Consider the following 14,247-nt stretch of genomic DNA (forward strand, 5'->3'; position numbering starts at 1 on the left):
TTGATTGCCCCCTAATTGTTAGTGTTTTATCTGAGGCTAATTAATAATGTCAGTACCTGTTCTTCTTTATCACCAGATAGCACGGCTGCCTGATCCTAAAGTTCCATACAAAGGACTTTTCGTTCGGCCTGAGAGTTTCCGTTCTCAGATGAAATGGCTGAAGTCATTGGGTTATAAAGGACTCTCAGTTCGTGATGCTTGGCCTTATTTGCGAGGTGACAAGAAGGGTAAAGTCGTCGTCATTACTTTTGATGATGGATTTTTGAATACACTTGAACATGCAGCTCCTGCGCTGGCGGAAGTTGGCTTCACTGCGACCAATTATTTTGTCGCTAATCAAATTGGTGGCAGTAATGTCTGGGATGCAAAAGAAGGCATACCGCAGTCGCCGTGTATGAATGCCAGTGAATTACGTGAATGGGCTAGATTAGGGCATGAGGTCGGTGCCCACACATTGGATCATTGCCTTCTCCCTCAAGTTTCCCACCAGGAGGCGCAGCGTCAAATTGCTGATTGCAAAAGAAAAATAGAAGACGTGCTCGGATCGGAAGTCACCAGCTTCTGCTATCCTTACGGTGGAAATGATCCGGTCCACAGGCAGATTGTTAAGGAAGCTGGATATCTCAACGCTACAACGACAGTGAGTAAACGTGCCAAATCGACCGACGATGCGTTTGGCATTCCGCGCATCTATATTCGCTATCGTCATTCAACATTGGAAGCGATGCTGCGCGTTCTATTCAAATAGCGGCCTCGAGAGTGATAGCGTTGCGCGGTAAACTTGGCAGGCTGTTTGCTGCTGATTTTCTAAAGGTCGTCATATAATTTTGGGGCTTTAACCCACTTAATTCAACAGACTAAATGCTTATTTGAATTGTCTGGCGGAGAGAGCGGGATTCGAACCCGCGATACGGTTCCCCGTATACACACTTTCCAGGCGTGCGCCTTCAACCACTCGGCCACCTCTCCACTCATTTGCTGTCTTGAAATCCGCAAGCGCGGTCAGAACTCTCGCAAACACGACACCGCTTCAAATCAGGCATTGGTTAGTTGCCAAAACAGGTGCTGCGGCGCGCAATATAGCCAGAATGCGCATATGTTCAACTGCTATTTGTCAGTTTTCTATTTAATTTGTATCAAGTCACGGCCCTGTGGCTTTTTAAGAGCTAAATAATTGTTTTTTAAATGGAAAATATATTGAAAAACTTGTGCTTTATTCGATGATGCATGCTGCATCTGCCTTATGGTATGATTTAGTGATGAGTTAGGCAGAGGCTAGATGGCATGGATCGTGCATTTTGGCACGATTTGCATGGGTGAAATCGAAGGCAGAGAATCGTGTTTCGTTTTGTATTGCGCAGTTTTGCGGTTGTGTGTCTGGCGCTGGCAGTCGTTTTTGCAGTTTTGGATGGCGCGCGCTCGGTCGGAGCGCAAGAATTCGTCGTGAAGCCATTTCTGGATATGTGGGCTGTTGGTGCACCAGAACTGCTGGGGGATGCAGAAGCATTTGTGACGCACTATATAGGCATAGCGGCTTGGGACAGGGTGTTGGTTCCTTTGCTGGAGCAGCCGGGCTGGCTGGTGTTCGGCATACTCGCACTCTTGTTTTATCTGGCTGGCCATCGTCGCGAAAAGCGCTTTGGTAATTTTAGCGCGCGTTAGCATTGGTCTCCGGGCGCTATCTTCGGAAGTTACATAAGATCGGTTTGTCCAAGAGCGTTGCGCAGTATGTGCATATTCTCAGCTCTTCAGGAGGTGTTAAATGAGTTTCCTAGACAGCTATCGCAAAAAGGTAGAAATGCCTTCACATCAGGACGCTTTACCGGGTCGCGCTGCGGCGCTTCCGACGGCAGCATCGCATTATGTATCGGGTAAGCCGCTTAAGGGGCCATGGCCGGAAGGCATGAAGCAGGTCATGTTCGGCATGGGTTGTTTCTGGGGCGCAGAGCGGCTGTTCTGGCAGGTGCCGGGTGTTTATGTAACTGCCGTTGGCTATGCTGGCGGCATCACGCCCAATCCGACCTATGAGGAAACCTGCACGGGTCTGACTGGCCACGCCGAGGTGGTGCTGGTCGTTTATGATCCAAAGGTTGTTAGTCTTGATGAATTGCTGACGCTCTTCTGGGAAGAGCATGATCCGACGCAGGGCATGCGACAGGGCAATGATATCGGCACGACTTATCGTTCGGTGATCTACACCTTTGATGAGCTGGATCGTGAAGCGGTTGAAAAGAGCAGGGACGCTTACCAGGCCGCGCTGGCATCGCGTGGTCTGGGTCCGGTCACGACGGAAATTGCTGATGCTCCGGCGTTTTATTACGCGGAAGATTATCACCAGCAGTATCTGGCCAAGAATCCGAATGGCTATTGCGGTTTGCGCGGAACAGGTGTGAGCTGCCCAATACCGGCGGCATCATAAGAAGCAAAAAATCGCGCGGTTAGCCCCGCGCGATTTTCTTATTTAAGATCAGCATGCCTTCATTCTCGCCGGTCAGTTCTTCAAAATCACCCCATGCCATTTTGCGGTAAAGATCAGGCTTATAGGTGTAGAGATAAGCCTCGCTATAACCGAGATCATGAGCAGCCGTTTCAATCGCTGTCATGAGCGCCTTAGCAATACCACGCCCGCGAAACTCCGGTGCAACCAGCACACTCGCAACCCATGGCTTGAGGTGAGGGTGGCTGTCGAGGTCACTATGAATCAGAAGAACAAAGCCTGCCAGTTCGCCATTCCAAAGCGCGGCACGCGCTGCCTGACCATCATTTGAATGGATAATATCCTGTAAGGCTGAGGCGACTTCTTCTTCAGTTGCGCCCGCTGCCTGTCCCCATTCGGCATGGTTCCATTTTGCGCAAATTGCTGCGAGATCTTTTCGATGCTCAAGGGTGATGATTTCAATCATTGCATTACCAGTGCGGTGGCTTTGTGATGGGAATTTCGGGTGCGGTTTGCCCTTCGAGCGTCAAAAAGCGATCCGTCAGGGCCGAATGTTTTTTGTCGAGACGGTCTATCGTTTTCCACTGCTCCGCAATGACGGCAGAAAGCTCTTCAATCGTCTGTTCCTGTTGAGCAACCCGGATTTCAAGTTCTGTCAGGCGGGCTTCGGTAGACATGAGCGATGTTCCATACCAGTTGATATTGAAGAGATAAAAAATCCGCGCTGGCAGCTCAATATCGATTATCGAGCGGCCAATACGCGGATTAGTATAGTGCTTATCGTAAGGTTTGAAACTTACTTCGTGCCGTACATGCGGTCACCAGCATCACCGAGACCCGGAATGATGTAACCTTTTTCATCAAGGCTATCATCAATGGAGGCGGTGAAGACATCAACATCTGGATGAGCCGCCGTGAAGCGCTCAATGCCTTCCGGTGCTGCCAGCAGGCACAGGAACTTGATATTGGTCGCGCCGCGTTCCTTCAGCTTGTCGATCGCTGCGATTGCCGAATGGCCGGTTGCAAGCATCGGATCGACCACGATGATGAGGCGGTTGACGATGTCTTCCGGTGCTTTGAAGTAATATTCGACTGGCTGAAGCGTGTCGTGATCGCGATAAAGACCGATATGGGCCACGCGTGCTGCTGGCACCAGATCCAGCATACCTTCCAGAAGACCGTTGCCAGCGCGCAGGATCGAAGCGAAAACCAGCTTCTTGCCTTCAAGCGTTGGCGCTTCCATTGGCATCATTGGCGTTTCGATATGCATGGTGGTTAGTTCGAGATCGCGTGTCACTTCATAGCAAAGCAACAGCGAAATTTCTTTCAGCAAACGACGGAAGCTGGCGGTTGAAGTTTCGCGCTTGCGCATAATGGTGAGCTTGTGCTGGACAAGCGGATGGCTGACGACATTAACGCCCATGTTGTTTCCACTTTTCTTGTTATCTTTATCGACTGTAACGGCTAATTAAGCCGGAGAAAACGCGTGGCAGGCGCGCACGCACAGTTTTCTATTTCTTTGAACATTTTGCACAGATGCGCAAGTGGAGATCACAAAAGGGGTATCGGCTTGCGGTCTGTGCTTGTATCGTCCGGTACAAGCTTTATATGCATCAAGCAAACGGAAAACGGAGATCGGCTTCGTTTCGCACATGAACCGGCAGGATAGTTATGAGCCAGCAGAACGGCAATGCAGACCGCGTGGGCGCACAAGGTGGCATGGAGCATTCATTCGGCTTCAAGGCAGTCGATGAAAGCGAAAAGCAGGGGCTGGTCAACGACGTTTTCCATAAGGTTGCGAAGCGCTACGATGTGATGAATGATCTCATGTCGGGTGGTCTGCATCGTGTCTGGAAAGATGCGATGATCGGCTGGCTGGCACCATCCAAGCGTCCGGGCTTCAAATCGCTCGATGTGGCTGGTGGTACGGGCGATATTGCTTTCCGTATTGTTGAAGCCTCGAACCGTCAGGCGCATGTAACTATTCTCGATATTAACGGCTCAATGCTCGGTGTTGGGCGTGAACGTGCGATCAAGAAGGGCTTAGCCGATAATCTCGAATTTGTTGAAGCGAGCGCCGAAGAGCTACCCTTTGAAGATGCGAGCTTTGATGCTTACACAATTTCGTTTGGCATTCGTAATGTGCCACATATCGACAAGGCGCTGTCCGAAGCCTATCGCGTGTTAAAGCCCGGTGGCCGTTTTATGTGCCTTGAATTCTCCGAAGTCGAACTGCCATTACTTGATAAGATTTATGACCAGTGGTCGTTCAACGCTATTCCGCAGATTGGTAAAATGATTACGGGTGATGCTGAATCCTACAGCTATCTTGTGGAATCGATCCGCAAATTCCCTAAGCAGGAAGATTTTGCACGCATGATCCGCGAGGCGGGTTTTGAGCGCGTGAGCTACCGCAATTTCACAGGTGGTATCGCAGCCCTTCATTCTGGCTGGAAGCTCTGAGATCAGTATGAGCAATATTTCTGCGGCTTTGAGATTGATGCATGCTGGCTGGATTATGGCGCGCGAAGGCGTGTTGAGTTCGCTGCCTGTTGATGATGCGGCTGGATTGCCAGCCTTAGGGCACAAGGCTGCGAAGCTTCTTGCGCGTAAGCGTGCGAAAGATGCGCCTCGCTCCGAGCGTATTTCGAGGGCGATGAACAAGCTTGGGCCTTCCTATGTGAAGCTCGGTCAGTTTCTTGCAACCCGTCCTGATATTGTGGGCAAGGACGTTGCCGCTGATCTCGAGCTTTTGCAGGATCGCCTTGATTTCTTCCCGCAGACTGAGGCCGTTGCGGCTATCGAGAGTTCTCTTGGCCGCAAGATTGATGATCTCTATGTGAGTTTCGAAGCGCCGATTGCAGCCGCATCCATGGCGCAGGTGCATCCTGCCTATGTGATGAAGGATGGCGCACCGCATAAGGTTGCGGTTAAAGTCATCCGTCCGGGTGTTCGTCAGCGTTTCGCGCGTGATCTTGAAAGCTTCTTCATGGTCGCTCGCATGCAGGAGCGGCATATACCGTTTACGCGGCGCTTGCGCCCGGTCGAGATGGTGGAAACACTACATCAGACCACGCGTATCGAGATGGATCTGCGGCTTGAAGCGGCAGCGCTGTCCGAGATTGCCGAGAATATCAAGGACGATGAGGGCTTTCGCGTCCCCAATGTGGATTGGGAGCGCACGGGTCGCGATGTTCTGACGCTTGAATGGATTGACGGCATTAAAATGTCGGATATCGATGGCTTGAGAGCGGCAGGCTTTGATCTGAAAAAGCTTTCGGAAACACTGATCCAGTCTTTCCTGCGCCATACTCTGCGCGATGGTTTTTTCCATGCGGATATGCATCCGGGCAATTTGTTCGTTGATCCGCAGGGTGTCATTGTTGCCGTTGATTTCGGTATTACCGGGCGGCTCAACAAGGATCAACGGCGCTTTCTTGCAGAAATTCTATATGGCTTTATTACGCGTGATTATCTGCGTGTGGCGGAAGTGCATTTTGAAGCAGGCTATGTGCCGCATACGCATGATGTGGCGAGCTTTGCGCAGGCAATCCGCGCTATTGGCGAGCCGATCCATGGCCAGCCAGCCGAAACCATTTCGATGGCCAAGCTTCTCACATTGTTGTTTGAAGTGACGGAGCTGTTCGACATGGAAACGCGGCCAGAACTTCTGATGCTTCAGAAGACGATGGTCGTGGTTGAAGGCGTTTCGCGCACGCTCGACCCGCATTTCAACATGTGGAAAGCGGCAGAACCCGTGGTCGGCGGATGGATTCGCAAGAATCTTGGACCGCAGGGCATGTTGCTCGATGCAAAAGACAGTGCATATGCGCTGCTGCATTTCGCTCGTAAAACGCCAGAAATGGTTGCACGGATGGATCGCGCTACGGCTGCGATGGACGCGATGGCGGTCAAGGGTTTGCATTTCGATGCAGAGACAGCGGAGGCCATTGGCAAGGCGGAAGCGCGGCATACGCGATGGGGTCGTATTGCGCAGATCGTGATTGCAATCTCACTCGCTGCGATTGCAATTAAGCTCTATATTGAGCTTTAATGTATCTGTTTGTTGATTATTCGACAAAAGAGTGATTTCATTGATTGCATCAGAAACGATCCGGTGCAATCAAATGGCCAGCATTACCATCCGCAATCTTGATGACGCTGCAAAAGAACGGCTTCGCGTAAGAGCCGCTCAAAACGGACGCTCCATGGAAGAAGAAGCAAGGCTTCTACTTGGCGGTCTTGAAGAGCCAAAGTCCACTGCCAAAGCTTCGCCGTCGGTTTCAGGTTCATTGCAAGGCAAGCGCGTTCTTCTCATTATCAGTGGTGGAATTGCGGCCTATAAAGCACCTGATCTTATCCGGCGATTGCGTGAGCGTGGTGCGCATGTACGTCCGCTGATGACGGCTGCAGCACAGCAATTCGTGACACCGCTGACCATTGGCGCGGTGGCTGCCGATCATGTGTTTACCGACCTTTTCTCGCGCGAAGATGAGCAGGATGTCGGCCACATTCGCCTTGCGCGTGATGCCGATCTGATCGTTGTGGCACCTGCGACGGCTGGCCTGATGGCCAAAATGGCCAATGGAATTGCCGATGATCTTGCGAGTGCGGTTCTTCTTGCGCGCAAGATTCCGGTCTTGGTGGCTCCCGCAATGAATCCTGCCATGTGGGATAACCCGGCAACCAAGCGCAATCGTCTGACACTAGAAAAAGACGGCGTGCATTTCATTGGCCCTGAAAAGGGCGAGATGGCGGAAAGCGGAGAGGCGGGCACAGGTCGCATGAGTGAGCCGCTTGCAATTGTTGCAGCCATTGAAAGCTTACTCGCACCACAAGTAAAACCGCTTGCAGGCAAAGTGATCGTCATGACATCCGGCCCGACCCACGAGCCGATTGATCCGGTGCGCTATATTGCTAATCGGTCCTCGGGCAAGCAGGGCCATGCCATCGCGGCCTCCCTCGCGCGCTTAGGTGCAACGGTGCATCTGGTGTCCGGTCCGGTCACGATCCCTGATCCTGAAGGTGTGAACGTTATCCGTGTTGAAACCGCGCGGGAGATGCAGGCAGCCGTTGAGAGCCATTTGCCTGCTGATGTGGCTGTGATGGTTGCAGCCGTTGCCGATTGGCGAACCGCCAATTCAGCCGATCAGAAGATCAAGAAACAGCCGGGCGAGGGCGCGCCGATGCTCAGCATGGTCGAAAACCCTGATATTCTGGCCGGTGTTGGACATAGTGAGAAGCGTCCCGGTCTTGTGGTGGGCTTTGCTGCGGAAACGCAGGACGTGCTGGCCAATGCTGGACGCAAGCTTGAGCGAAAGGGTGCCGACTGGATCGTTGCCAATGATGTGTCGGGTGACGTGATGGGCGGCGATCGCAATCGCGTGCGTATTTTAAGTCATGCTGGCATCGAAGAATGGCCGGAAATGAGCAAGGAGCAAGTTGCTGAAAAGCTTGCAGAAAAAATTGCAGCCGCACTTCTCGAAATAAAAAGCTGATTTTTTATGCGGGGCATGTCACATTCCGATGAAGCTATCTCGTCTTGATGATGAACGACCAATACGGGTCAACATCAAGGAGAAGAGATCATGGAACTAAGACTTGCCCCTTATACGTTCGCACCGCAGATCATGCAGGCAATGGTGGAGCTGGAAAAGCGTGTTGCCGCTTGCGGGCTTGAATATAGCCTTTATGAGTTGGTGAAAATCCGAGCCTCGCAGATCAATGGCTGTGCCTATTGCATCTATATGCATACGGCTGATGCGCGGAAGGCTGGCGAAACCGAAGAGCGCCTCTATCTGGTTGCTGCATGGCGTGAATCACCGCTTTATACTGCGCGAGAACGGGCGGCACTCGGCTGGACCGAGGCGTTGACCCTGCTGGCACAGACTGGCGCACCGGATAAGGATTTTGATGCTTTGAAGGCACATTTCTCAGACGAAGAGATCGTCAATCTGACCATGCTGATTACCACCATCAATGCATGGAACCGCATTGCTGTCGGCCTGCGCCTTGTTCATCCGGTCAAAGCCGATGCAGCTGCCGCTTGAGCCAAACATGAATGAAGCGGGTGTATTCGAGGCCTTGCGGCCTCGGCTCATCCGCATTGCTTATCGCATGGTGGGCACGCATGCCGAAGCCGAAGACATCGTGCAGGATGCATGGCTACGCTGGAGCGCTGTGGATCGTGAAACCATCCGTGAGCCGCAGGGCTGGCTCACCCGTGTGGTTAGCCGTCTTGCGCTCGACCATCTGAAATCAGCGCGCGTGAGACGCGAAACCTATCCCGGAACTTGGTTGCCTGAACCACTTGTCGAGGACGAAGAAGATCGCAGTGACGACATTACGCTGACACTGATGCTCGCGCTTGACCGTCTGTCGCCGCTGGAGCGGGCGGCATTTCTTTTGCATGACGTGTTTGATATGGGCTTTGATGAGGTTGGGCGCGTGCTTGATCGCGATGCTGTGGCCTGTCGCCAGCTGGCGAGCCGCGCGCGCAGCCATGTTCGGCAGGAAAAGATGCGGTTTTCCATGCCTGAAGATCGTGGACGAACAATTGCCGAGGCTTTCTTTCAGGCGTCCCGCAGCGGGGACATGACGGCGCTGAAAGGGCTGCTCGCGGAAGATGTTGTGATGTATTCTGATGGTGGCGGTATCCGCAATGCCGCTCTCAACCCGATTTACGGGCGTGACAAGATTATGCGTTTTTATGAGGGTATCGCGCGCAAGACGGACGGTCTGGTGCCGGACATTCGCCATTTTGCGTTGTTCGACGGGCTACCCGGCCATATGAGCTTAGAGGCAGATGGACTGCCGCAAGTGGTGGCCTTGGATGTGCAGGATGGACTTATCGCAGCGGTCTATCTCATCCGCAATCCGCAGAAGCTTACGCATCTGCGGATGGGCTAATCAGCACTAAATCTCTGTTTTAACGCGTATCTTATCCGAAAACCGGTTCCCACTTTTCGGGATACGCTTTATCAGGCCTTATCGCGGACCTGATAATCCTTGATCGTGGCGAAGCGGATTGCCTTCCAGCGCTCAGCTTCATAGTTGAGCGAGAAGCCATTCTGCGCGAGGAACACCGGATCATTGTCGAGATCATGCGCAATATCGGCGCGATGCGAAGCGATGAAGCGGTCAAGCTCGGCTGGTTCATCCGCCGTAATCCAACGACAAACAGAGAAGCGCGACATTTCAAAGCCGACGGGCAGCGAATATTCGATCTTCAGGCGTTCGGTCAAAACGTCGATCTGGAGAGCGCCGACGACACCGACAATCGCCGGAGAACCATCATCCGGCACGAAAAGCTGAACAACGCCTTCTTCCGCCATCTGTTGAAGCGCTTCACGCAGCTTCTTCGCCTTCATTGCATCATCAAGCCGCACACGCCGCAGGATTTCCGGTGCGAAGTTTGGCACGCCACGGAACAGGATGTCTTCACCCTCGGTCAGCGTGTCACCGATACGCAATGTGCCGTGGTTGGGGATTCCGACCACGTCACCTGCAAAGGCTTCATCGGCAATCTGGCGGGAGCGTGCAAAGAAGAATTGCGGCGCAGACAAGCTCATTGGCTTGCCGGTGCGAACCAGTTTGGCCTTCATGCCGCGCGAAAGTGTGCCCGAGCAGACGCGCAGGAACGCAATACGGTCACGATGGTTCGGGTCCATATTGGCCTGAATCTTGAATACGAAGCCGGTCATCTTGGCTTCGGTTGCGCCAACCATACGGGCATCTGCCTTCTGGTCGCGTGGGCTTGGGCCAAAATCACAGAAAGCTTCGATCAGATCGCGCACGCCGTAATTCTTGAGTGCCGAGCCGAAATAAACCGGCGTCATATGGCCTTCCTGAAAGGATGCGAGATCGAACGGGCGGCAAACGCCCTGTGCCAGTTCCAGGCTTTCAATCCAAGCCTGGCGTTCATTTTCAGGCAGAAGCTTTGCCGCTTCTTCTGGTCCGCTGACCTTGGTCGGCTTCTCTTCGGCATCCTTCTGGCGCACGGTATTGTTGCGCAGGTCGTAGGTGCCAGCAAAGCTTTTGCCAGAGCCGATTGGCCATGTGATGGGTGCTGTATCTAGCGCCAGCTTTTCTTCGATCTCATCAAGAATTTCGAGTGGGTCGCGGGCTTCGCGGTCCATCTTGTTGATGAAGGTCACGATTGGGATATCGCGCATACGACAGACTTCAAAGAGCTTCAGCGTCCGTGGCTCGATACCCTTTGCGGCATCGATAACCATGACGGCGGAATCCACAGCGGTCAGCGTGCGATAAGTATCGTCCGCAAAGTCTTCGTGGCCTGGTGTATCGAGTAGGTTGAAGATGCAATCCTTATACTCAAACGTCATCACGGAAGTGACGACGGAGATACCGCGATCGCGTTCGATGTTCATCCAGTCGGAACGGGTCTGGATGCGGTCTTTCTTGGCCTTAACTTCACCGGCAAGCTGAATAGCGCCGCCGAATAGCAGCAGCTTTTCGGTGAGTGTGGTTTTACCGGCATCCGGGTGCGCGATGATCGCGAAGGTGCGGCGCTTTGAAACTGGATGGTCTTGAGCGGACATAAAAGAAACTCGTAATTGCGAAAGGATGGGCTGCGCAAAACGCGCGCCGCGAAGATGTTGCGCTGCATCTAGCAGTCATTGGGCAAAAGGTCGAGTTGAAATGAAAAAAGCGGCGTGTGAACGCCGCTTTGTGTCGTCTGAAGAGCTGTATTAGCGCTTGATGCCAAGGCCAAATGCAATAAACGACCAGCCTTGAAAGATTAGATCGATTGCCAAGAACAGGCCGAGAATGAACAGGCTGTTGACTGGCCATTGCATTGCGATGACGAGGCCCGCGAGTGCGGTGATAACACCTGCTGCAACAATCCAGCCCCAGCCAGCTGCTGGCTTCGAATGAAAGCCAAGCCAGACGCGGAAAATGCCCGCACCAATTAGTGCTGCTGCGAGAAGGAAGGTCAGAACGCCAGCGGCCAAAATTGGATTGGTGAATGCGACGATACCTGCGGCTGAATAGAGAAGGCCGCTGAGCAGCCAGAAGAAGAAACCGCCCCATGTTTTCACGCCGAATGCATGAATGATTTCGATGATGCCTGCGACCAGCATCATGATGCCGACATAGTAAACCGAAACCACGGTGGCGAGCACGAGATTACCGAACGCAATGCCGCCTAGAATCAGTAGCGCCACGCCAAGAGCGACAAACCAGCCCCATTTTGTTGTGACTTCTGTCGGAAGATTAGACCGGTTAAAATTACTTTGCGTTGTTGCCATGAGATGTCCCTCTGATTGCAAGTCCCGCGGCTAATATAAAGTAGATCACAGATTTGACCAGTGAACTCTATAAGTTTGGTTTATTTGGTAAATGAGTGTTGGCGTAGGGGGCTTTCCATTATATCTCTAAGCTGTTGCAGTGCGTTTCAGGATAAGGTCGGTTTATGTTTGATATTCTTTCACATTATTGGCCGCATATCCTCGCAGTCCTGTCGATCATTCTGGGTGCAGTAGCTGCAATTCACGCCACAATGACGAAAGACGAAGTCCGCACCGCACTTGGCTGGGTTGGCGTCATCGTGCTGTCGCCTATCGTTGGGGCCGTGGTTTATGGTCTGGCTGGCGTTAACCGGATCAGACGCAATACGCTCAGTCATCAACGCGAAAATCTTGGCAATATAGCACTCTATCATCTGTCTCATTTCGACACGACCAATGATCGGGTGCGCGCAGCCTTTGGCCGACAGTTTGGCGCGATGAAAATCCTCGGCGACACTGTCAGCCTTTATGATTTCACCAGCGGCAACAATATCCAAATGCTGCAAACCGGCGACGAAGCCTATGATCAAATGCTGGAAGCCATTGCTAAGGCTGAACGCAGCATCATGCTCGAAACCTATATTTTTGATCGTGATGCGATTGGTCAGAAATTTGCCGATGCTCTGGAAGCAGCAGTTAAGCGCGGTGTTGAAGTGCGCGTGCTGGTCGATGCCGTGGGCGCACGCTATTCCATTCCGAGCATCGTCGGGCTGTTGAAGGAAAAAGGCATTATCGTTGATGTCTTCAACGGTAATATCATCATGGGTCTGCGTCTGCCCTATGCCAATCTGCGCACCCACCGAAAGATTCTGATCGTTGATGGCAAGCTCGCTTTTACCGGGGGCATGAACATTCGCGGCGCTTTTGTGAAAGCAATCGCTGGTGATGCGGTAGCATTTGACACGCATTTTCATATCGAAGGCCCGGCGGTTGCGGATCTGTTTCATGTGGCGTCTGAAGACTGGCGCTTTGCAACGGGCGAGCTTTTGACGGGCGATGCGTGGAGCATCGTTGCACCAAACGATCCACCGGGAACAGGGAAGCTGATCCGTGTCGTTGGTTCTGGGCCGGATAAGAATATCGAAACCAACCACCGCATGATGATGGGCGCGTTTTCGATTGCGCAGGAGCATATCCTGATTATGTCGCCCTATCTGCTGCCGGACCGTGAGTTCATCAGTGCGCTGATCACAGCAGCGCGGCGCGGGGTTTCCGTCGATGTGGTTATTCCGGGCGTTAACAATCTCAAGCTGGTGGATCGCGCCATGCGTGCGCAGTTCGATCAGTTGCTCAAAGGCGGTTGCCGCATCTGGCGGGCCGGTGGTGCCTTTAACCACTCCAAGCTGATGACTATCGACGGCGCATGGTCCTATGTCGGCTCATCCAATCTGGATGCGCGATCGCTTCGACTGAACTTTGAGATTGATCTTGAAATTCTGGATCGGGACGTGGCGCTTCAGGTGGAAGAACGCATCGGCAAGGCGATTGAAACCAGCCGTGAAGTCAACCTCACACGGCTTAAAAACCGCCCATTCCATGAGCGGCTTATCGACCGGATTATCTGGCTCGGATCGCCTTATCTTTAATTCTCAATGGTAGAGTTGCTGGTCAGCAGCGATGGATTGAACTCTTCCAAAAGCTGCGAAGCAGTTCTGAGATCAAGATGCGCTTTGATAGGCAAATGATCCGACGCCATACGCGCGAGCGGCGTGTTATGCACTTCGACTGCCGTTATCAGATTATGTGGTGTGCCGAGAACGCGATCAAGCGCGAAGACCGGAAAGCGTGACGGGAAGCTTGGCACTGCCGTTGCGACATGGTTGAAAGTCGGCATCAGCGAAGCCAGCGACGAGTTTTTGCCTATGCGCCATTCGTTGAGATCACCGATCAAGAGGGTTGGCAACGTATCGGCTTCTTCCAAGGCTGAAAGGATGCTTTCGGCTTGCTGCTGACGCGAGCGCTTTAAAAGCCCAAGATGGGCGGCGATCACTCGCAAAAGGCCAGATGAAAATTGCAGGTCTGCCACAAGCGCGCCGCGAGGCTCAACGCCGGGTAAGGAAAGCTGGCGAACATTGCGCACCACGCCTTCGCGAAACAGCAATATATTACCGTGCCAGCCATGGCCCTTCGGCATGGTTGAAGTGATCGGCACAGGCACGAGACCGTGGCGCTTTTCCAGCAAACCGAGATCAAGCAGACCGGAACGCTCACCAAAGCGCTTGTCGGCTTCTTGTAGCGCGATCACATCCGCATCGATCTCACTGATGACATCGGCGGTGCGCTGCGGGTCGAATTTTTTATCCACGCCAATGCATTTATGCACATTATACGACGCAATCGTAATATCGCCTTCTGGCGTATCGGGATGATGTGGTCGGAAGCCGGGCCGGTTACGGATTGCAGTCAGTATCTTTGTTGAAATCCGACCCGGTGTTTTCTTCTTCTGCACGCGTTGCTGCCTCGTATTATGATCCGAAGAGTATCGTTACTCTTAAATAG

The 14,247-nt window shown here is 52.8% G+C and carries 15 protein-coding genes and 1 tRNA gene; 9 read left to right on the forward strand and 7 right to left on the reverse strand.

The window, feature by feature from the left end:
* Positions 1 to 46: 46 nt before the first annotated feature.
* The gene (locus WH356_RS06875; protein WP_339509431.1) at positions 47 to 748 is read left to right on the forward strand and encodes a polysaccharide deacetylase family protein; all 702 of its coding nucleotides are present in this window, start codon (positions 47 to 49) and stop codon (positions 746 to 748) included.
* A gap of 131 nt (positions 749 to 879) precedes the next feature.
* Here WH356_RS06875 and WH356_RS06880 read toward each other — a convergent pair.
* A tRNA-Ser gene (locus WH356_RS06880) sits at positions 880 to 969 on the reverse strand.
* Positions 970 to 1,338: 369 nt separating this feature from the next.
* Between WH356_RS06880 and WH356_RS06885 the strand changes: the two genes are divergently transcribed.
* Together WH356_RS06885 and msrA are read left to right on the forward strand one after the other, a co-directional pair.
* Positions 1,339 to 1,662, forward strand: a complete 324-nt coding sequence (locus WH356_RS06885) for a hypothetical protein (RefSeq protein WP_339509432.1) — start codon at positions 1,339 to 1,341, stop codon at positions 1,660 to 1,662.
* 100 nt (positions 1,663 to 1,762) lie between these two features.
* Positions 1,763 to 2,419 (forward strand): peptide-methionine (S)-S-oxide reductase MsrA, encoded by a 657-nt coding sequence (gene msrA / locus WH356_RS06890; protein ID WP_339509433.1) that lies wholly within the window; start codon positions 1,763 to 1,765, stop codon positions 2,417 to 2,419.
* Positions 2,420 to 2,438: 19 nt separating this feature from the next.
* Here the strand turns inward: msrA and WH356_RS06895 are convergent, their stop codons facing one another.
* The 3 genes from WH356_RS06895 to upp form a co-directional block, all read right to left on the reverse strand.
* The gene (locus tag WH356_RS06895) at positions 2,439 to 2,903 is read right to left on the reverse strand and encodes a GNAT family N-acetyltransferase (RefSeq protein ID WP_339509434.1); all 465 of its coding nucleotides are present in this window, start codon (positions 2,901 to 2,903) and stop codon (positions 2,439 to 2,441) included.
* A gap of 4 nt (positions 2,904 to 2,907) precedes the next feature.
* On the reverse strand, positions 2,908 to 3,114 hold the full coding sequence (locus tag WH356_RS06900; protein WP_094506284.1) for a SlyX family protein: 207 nt from the start codon (positions 3,112 to 3,114) through the stop codon (positions 2,908 to 2,910).
* Between the two features lie 119 nt (positions 3,115 to 3,233).
* Positions 3,234 to 3,860 (reverse strand): uracil phosphoribosyltransferase, encoded by a 627-nt coding sequence (gene upp / locus WH356_RS06905; protein WP_339509435.1) that lies wholly within the window; start codon positions 3,858 to 3,860, stop codon positions 3,234 to 3,236.
* Between the two features lie 248 nt (positions 3,861 to 4,108).
* Between upp and ubiE the strand changes: the two genes are divergently transcribed.
* The 5 genes from ubiE (at position 4,109) to WH356_RS06930 (ending at position 9,346) form a co-directional block, all read left to right on the forward strand.
* Positions 4,109 to 4,900 carry a bifunctional demethylmenaquinone methyltransferase/2-methoxy-6-polyprenyl-1,4-benzoquinol methylase UbiE gene (ubiE, locus tag WH356_RS06910; protein WP_339509436.1) on the forward strand — a complete coding sequence of 264 codons (792 nt, stop codon included), beginning with the start codon at positions 4,109 to 4,111 and terminating at the stop codon, positions 4,898 to 4,900.
* A gap of 7 nt (positions 4,901 to 4,907) precedes the next feature.
* The gene (gene ubiB / locus WH356_RS06915) at positions 4,908 to 6,491 is read left to right on the forward strand and encodes a 2-polyprenylphenol 6-hydroxylase (protein WP_339509437.1); all 1,584 of its coding nucleotides are present in this window, start codon (positions 4,908 to 4,910) and stop codon (positions 6,489 to 6,491) included.
* A 73-nt stretch (positions 6,492 to 6,564) separates the two neighbouring features.
* Positions 6,565 to 7,935, forward strand: a complete 1,371-nt coding sequence (gene coaBC / locus WH356_RS06920; RefSeq protein ID WP_339509438.1) for a bifunctional phosphopantothenoylcysteine decarboxylase/phosphopantothenate--cysteine ligase CoaBC — start codon at positions 6,565 to 6,567, stop codon at positions 7,933 to 7,935.
* Positions 7,936 to 8,025: 90 nt separating this feature from the next.
* Entirely contained in the window at positions 8,026 to 8,487 is a 462-nt protein-coding gene (locus WH356_RS06925) for a carboxymuconolactone decarboxylase family protein (RefSeq protein WP_339509439.1), read from the forward strand.
* Entirely contained in the window at positions 8,471 to 9,346 is an 876-nt protein-coding gene (locus WH356_RS06930; RefSeq protein WP_339509440.1) for a sigma-70 family RNA polymerase sigma factor, read from the forward strand. Before WH356_RS06925 ends, WH356_RS06930 begins: the two co-directional genes overlap by 17 nt.
* 71 nt (positions 9,347 to 9,417) lie before the next feature.
* Here the strand turns inward: WH356_RS06930 and WH356_RS06935 are convergent, their stop codons facing one another.
* A complete protein-coding gene (locus WH356_RS06935) occupies positions 9,418 to 10,998 on the reverse strand; it encodes a peptide chain release factor 3 (protein WP_339509441.1) in 1,581 nt (526 codons plus the stop codon).
* Between the two features lie 150 nt (positions 10,999 to 11,148).
* Positions 11,149 to 11,709: an HdeD family acid-resistance protein gene (locus WH356_RS06940; RefSeq protein WP_339509442.1), complete on the reverse strand. Its 561-nt coding sequence runs from the start codon at positions 11,707 to 11,709 to the stop codon at positions 11,149 to 11,151.
* A gap of 164 nt (positions 11,710 to 11,873) precedes the next feature.
* On the opposite strand from WH356_RS06940, the gene cls reads away from it, so the two are divergent.
* Positions 11,874 to 13,334: a cardiolipin synthase gene (cls, locus tag WH356_RS06945; RefSeq protein ID WP_339509443.1), complete on the forward strand. Its 1,461-nt coding sequence runs from the start codon at positions 11,874 to 11,876 to the stop codon at positions 13,332 to 13,334.
* On the opposite strand, the gene WH356_RS06950 is transcribed toward cls, so the two are convergent.
* A complete protein-coding gene (locus WH356_RS06950; protein ID WP_339509444.1) occupies positions 13,331 to 14,197 on the reverse strand; it encodes an endonuclease/exonuclease/phosphatase family protein in 867 nt (288 codons plus the stop codon). The two genes, cls and WH356_RS06950, sit on opposite strands and share 4 nt — an antisense overlap.
* Positions 14,198 to 14,247: the final 50 nt, after the last annotated feature.

The sequence above is a fragment of the Ochrobactrum sp. MYb379 genome, from assembly GCF_037479515.1.
Classification (GTDB): Bacteria; Pseudomonadota; Alphaproteobacteria; order Rhizobiales; family Rhizobiaceae; genus Brucella.

Coding starts and splice junctions, on each gene's coding strand:
- WH356_RS06875 (WP_339509431.1), top strand. CDS start 47: ATGTCAGTACCTGTTCTTCTTTATCACCAGATAGCACGGCTGCCTGAT.
- msrA (WP_339509433.1), top strand. CDS start 1,763: ATGAGTTTCCTAGACAGCTATCGCAAAAAGGTAGAAATGCCTTCACAT.
- WH356_RS06895 (WP_339509434.1), bottom strand. CDS start 2,903: ATGATTGAAATCATCACCCTTGAGCATCGAAAAGATCTCGCAGCAATT.
- WH356_RS06900 (WP_094506284.1), bottom strand. CDS start 3,114: ATGTCTACCGAAGCCCGCCTGACAGAACTTGAAATCCGGGTTGCTCAA.
- upp (WP_339509435.1), bottom strand. CDS start 3,860: ATGGGCGTTAATGTCGTCAGCCATCCGCTTGTCCAGCACAAGCTCACC.
- ubiE (WP_339509436.1), top strand. CDS start 4,109: ATGAGCCAGCAGAACGGCAATGCAGACCGCGTGGGCGCACAAGGTGGC.
- ubiB (WP_339509437.1), top strand. CDS start 4,908: ATGAGCAATATTTCTGCGGCTTTGAGATTGATGCATGCTGGCTGGATT.
- coaBC (WP_339509438.1), top strand. CDS start 6,565: ATGGCCAGCATTACCATCCGCAATCTTGATGACGCTGCAAAAGAACGG.
- WH356_RS06925 (WP_339509439.1), top strand. CDS start 8,026: ATGGAACTAAGACTTGCCCCTTATACGTTCGCACCGCAGATCATGCAG.
- WH356_RS06930 (WP_339509440.1), top strand. CDS start 8,471: ATGCAGCTGCCGCTTGAGCCAAACATGAATGAAGCGGGTGTATTCGAG.
- WH356_RS06935 (WP_339509441.1), bottom strand. CDS start 10,998: ATGTCCGCTCAAGACCATCCAGTTTCAAAGCGCCGCACCTTCGCGATC.
- WH356_RS06940 (WP_339509442.1), bottom strand. CDS start 11,709: ATGGCAACAACGCAAAGTAATTTTAACCGGTCTAATCTTCCGACAGAA.
- cls (WP_339509443.1), top strand. CDS start 11,874: ATGTTTGATATTCTTTCACATTATTGGCCGCATATCCTCGCAGTCCTG.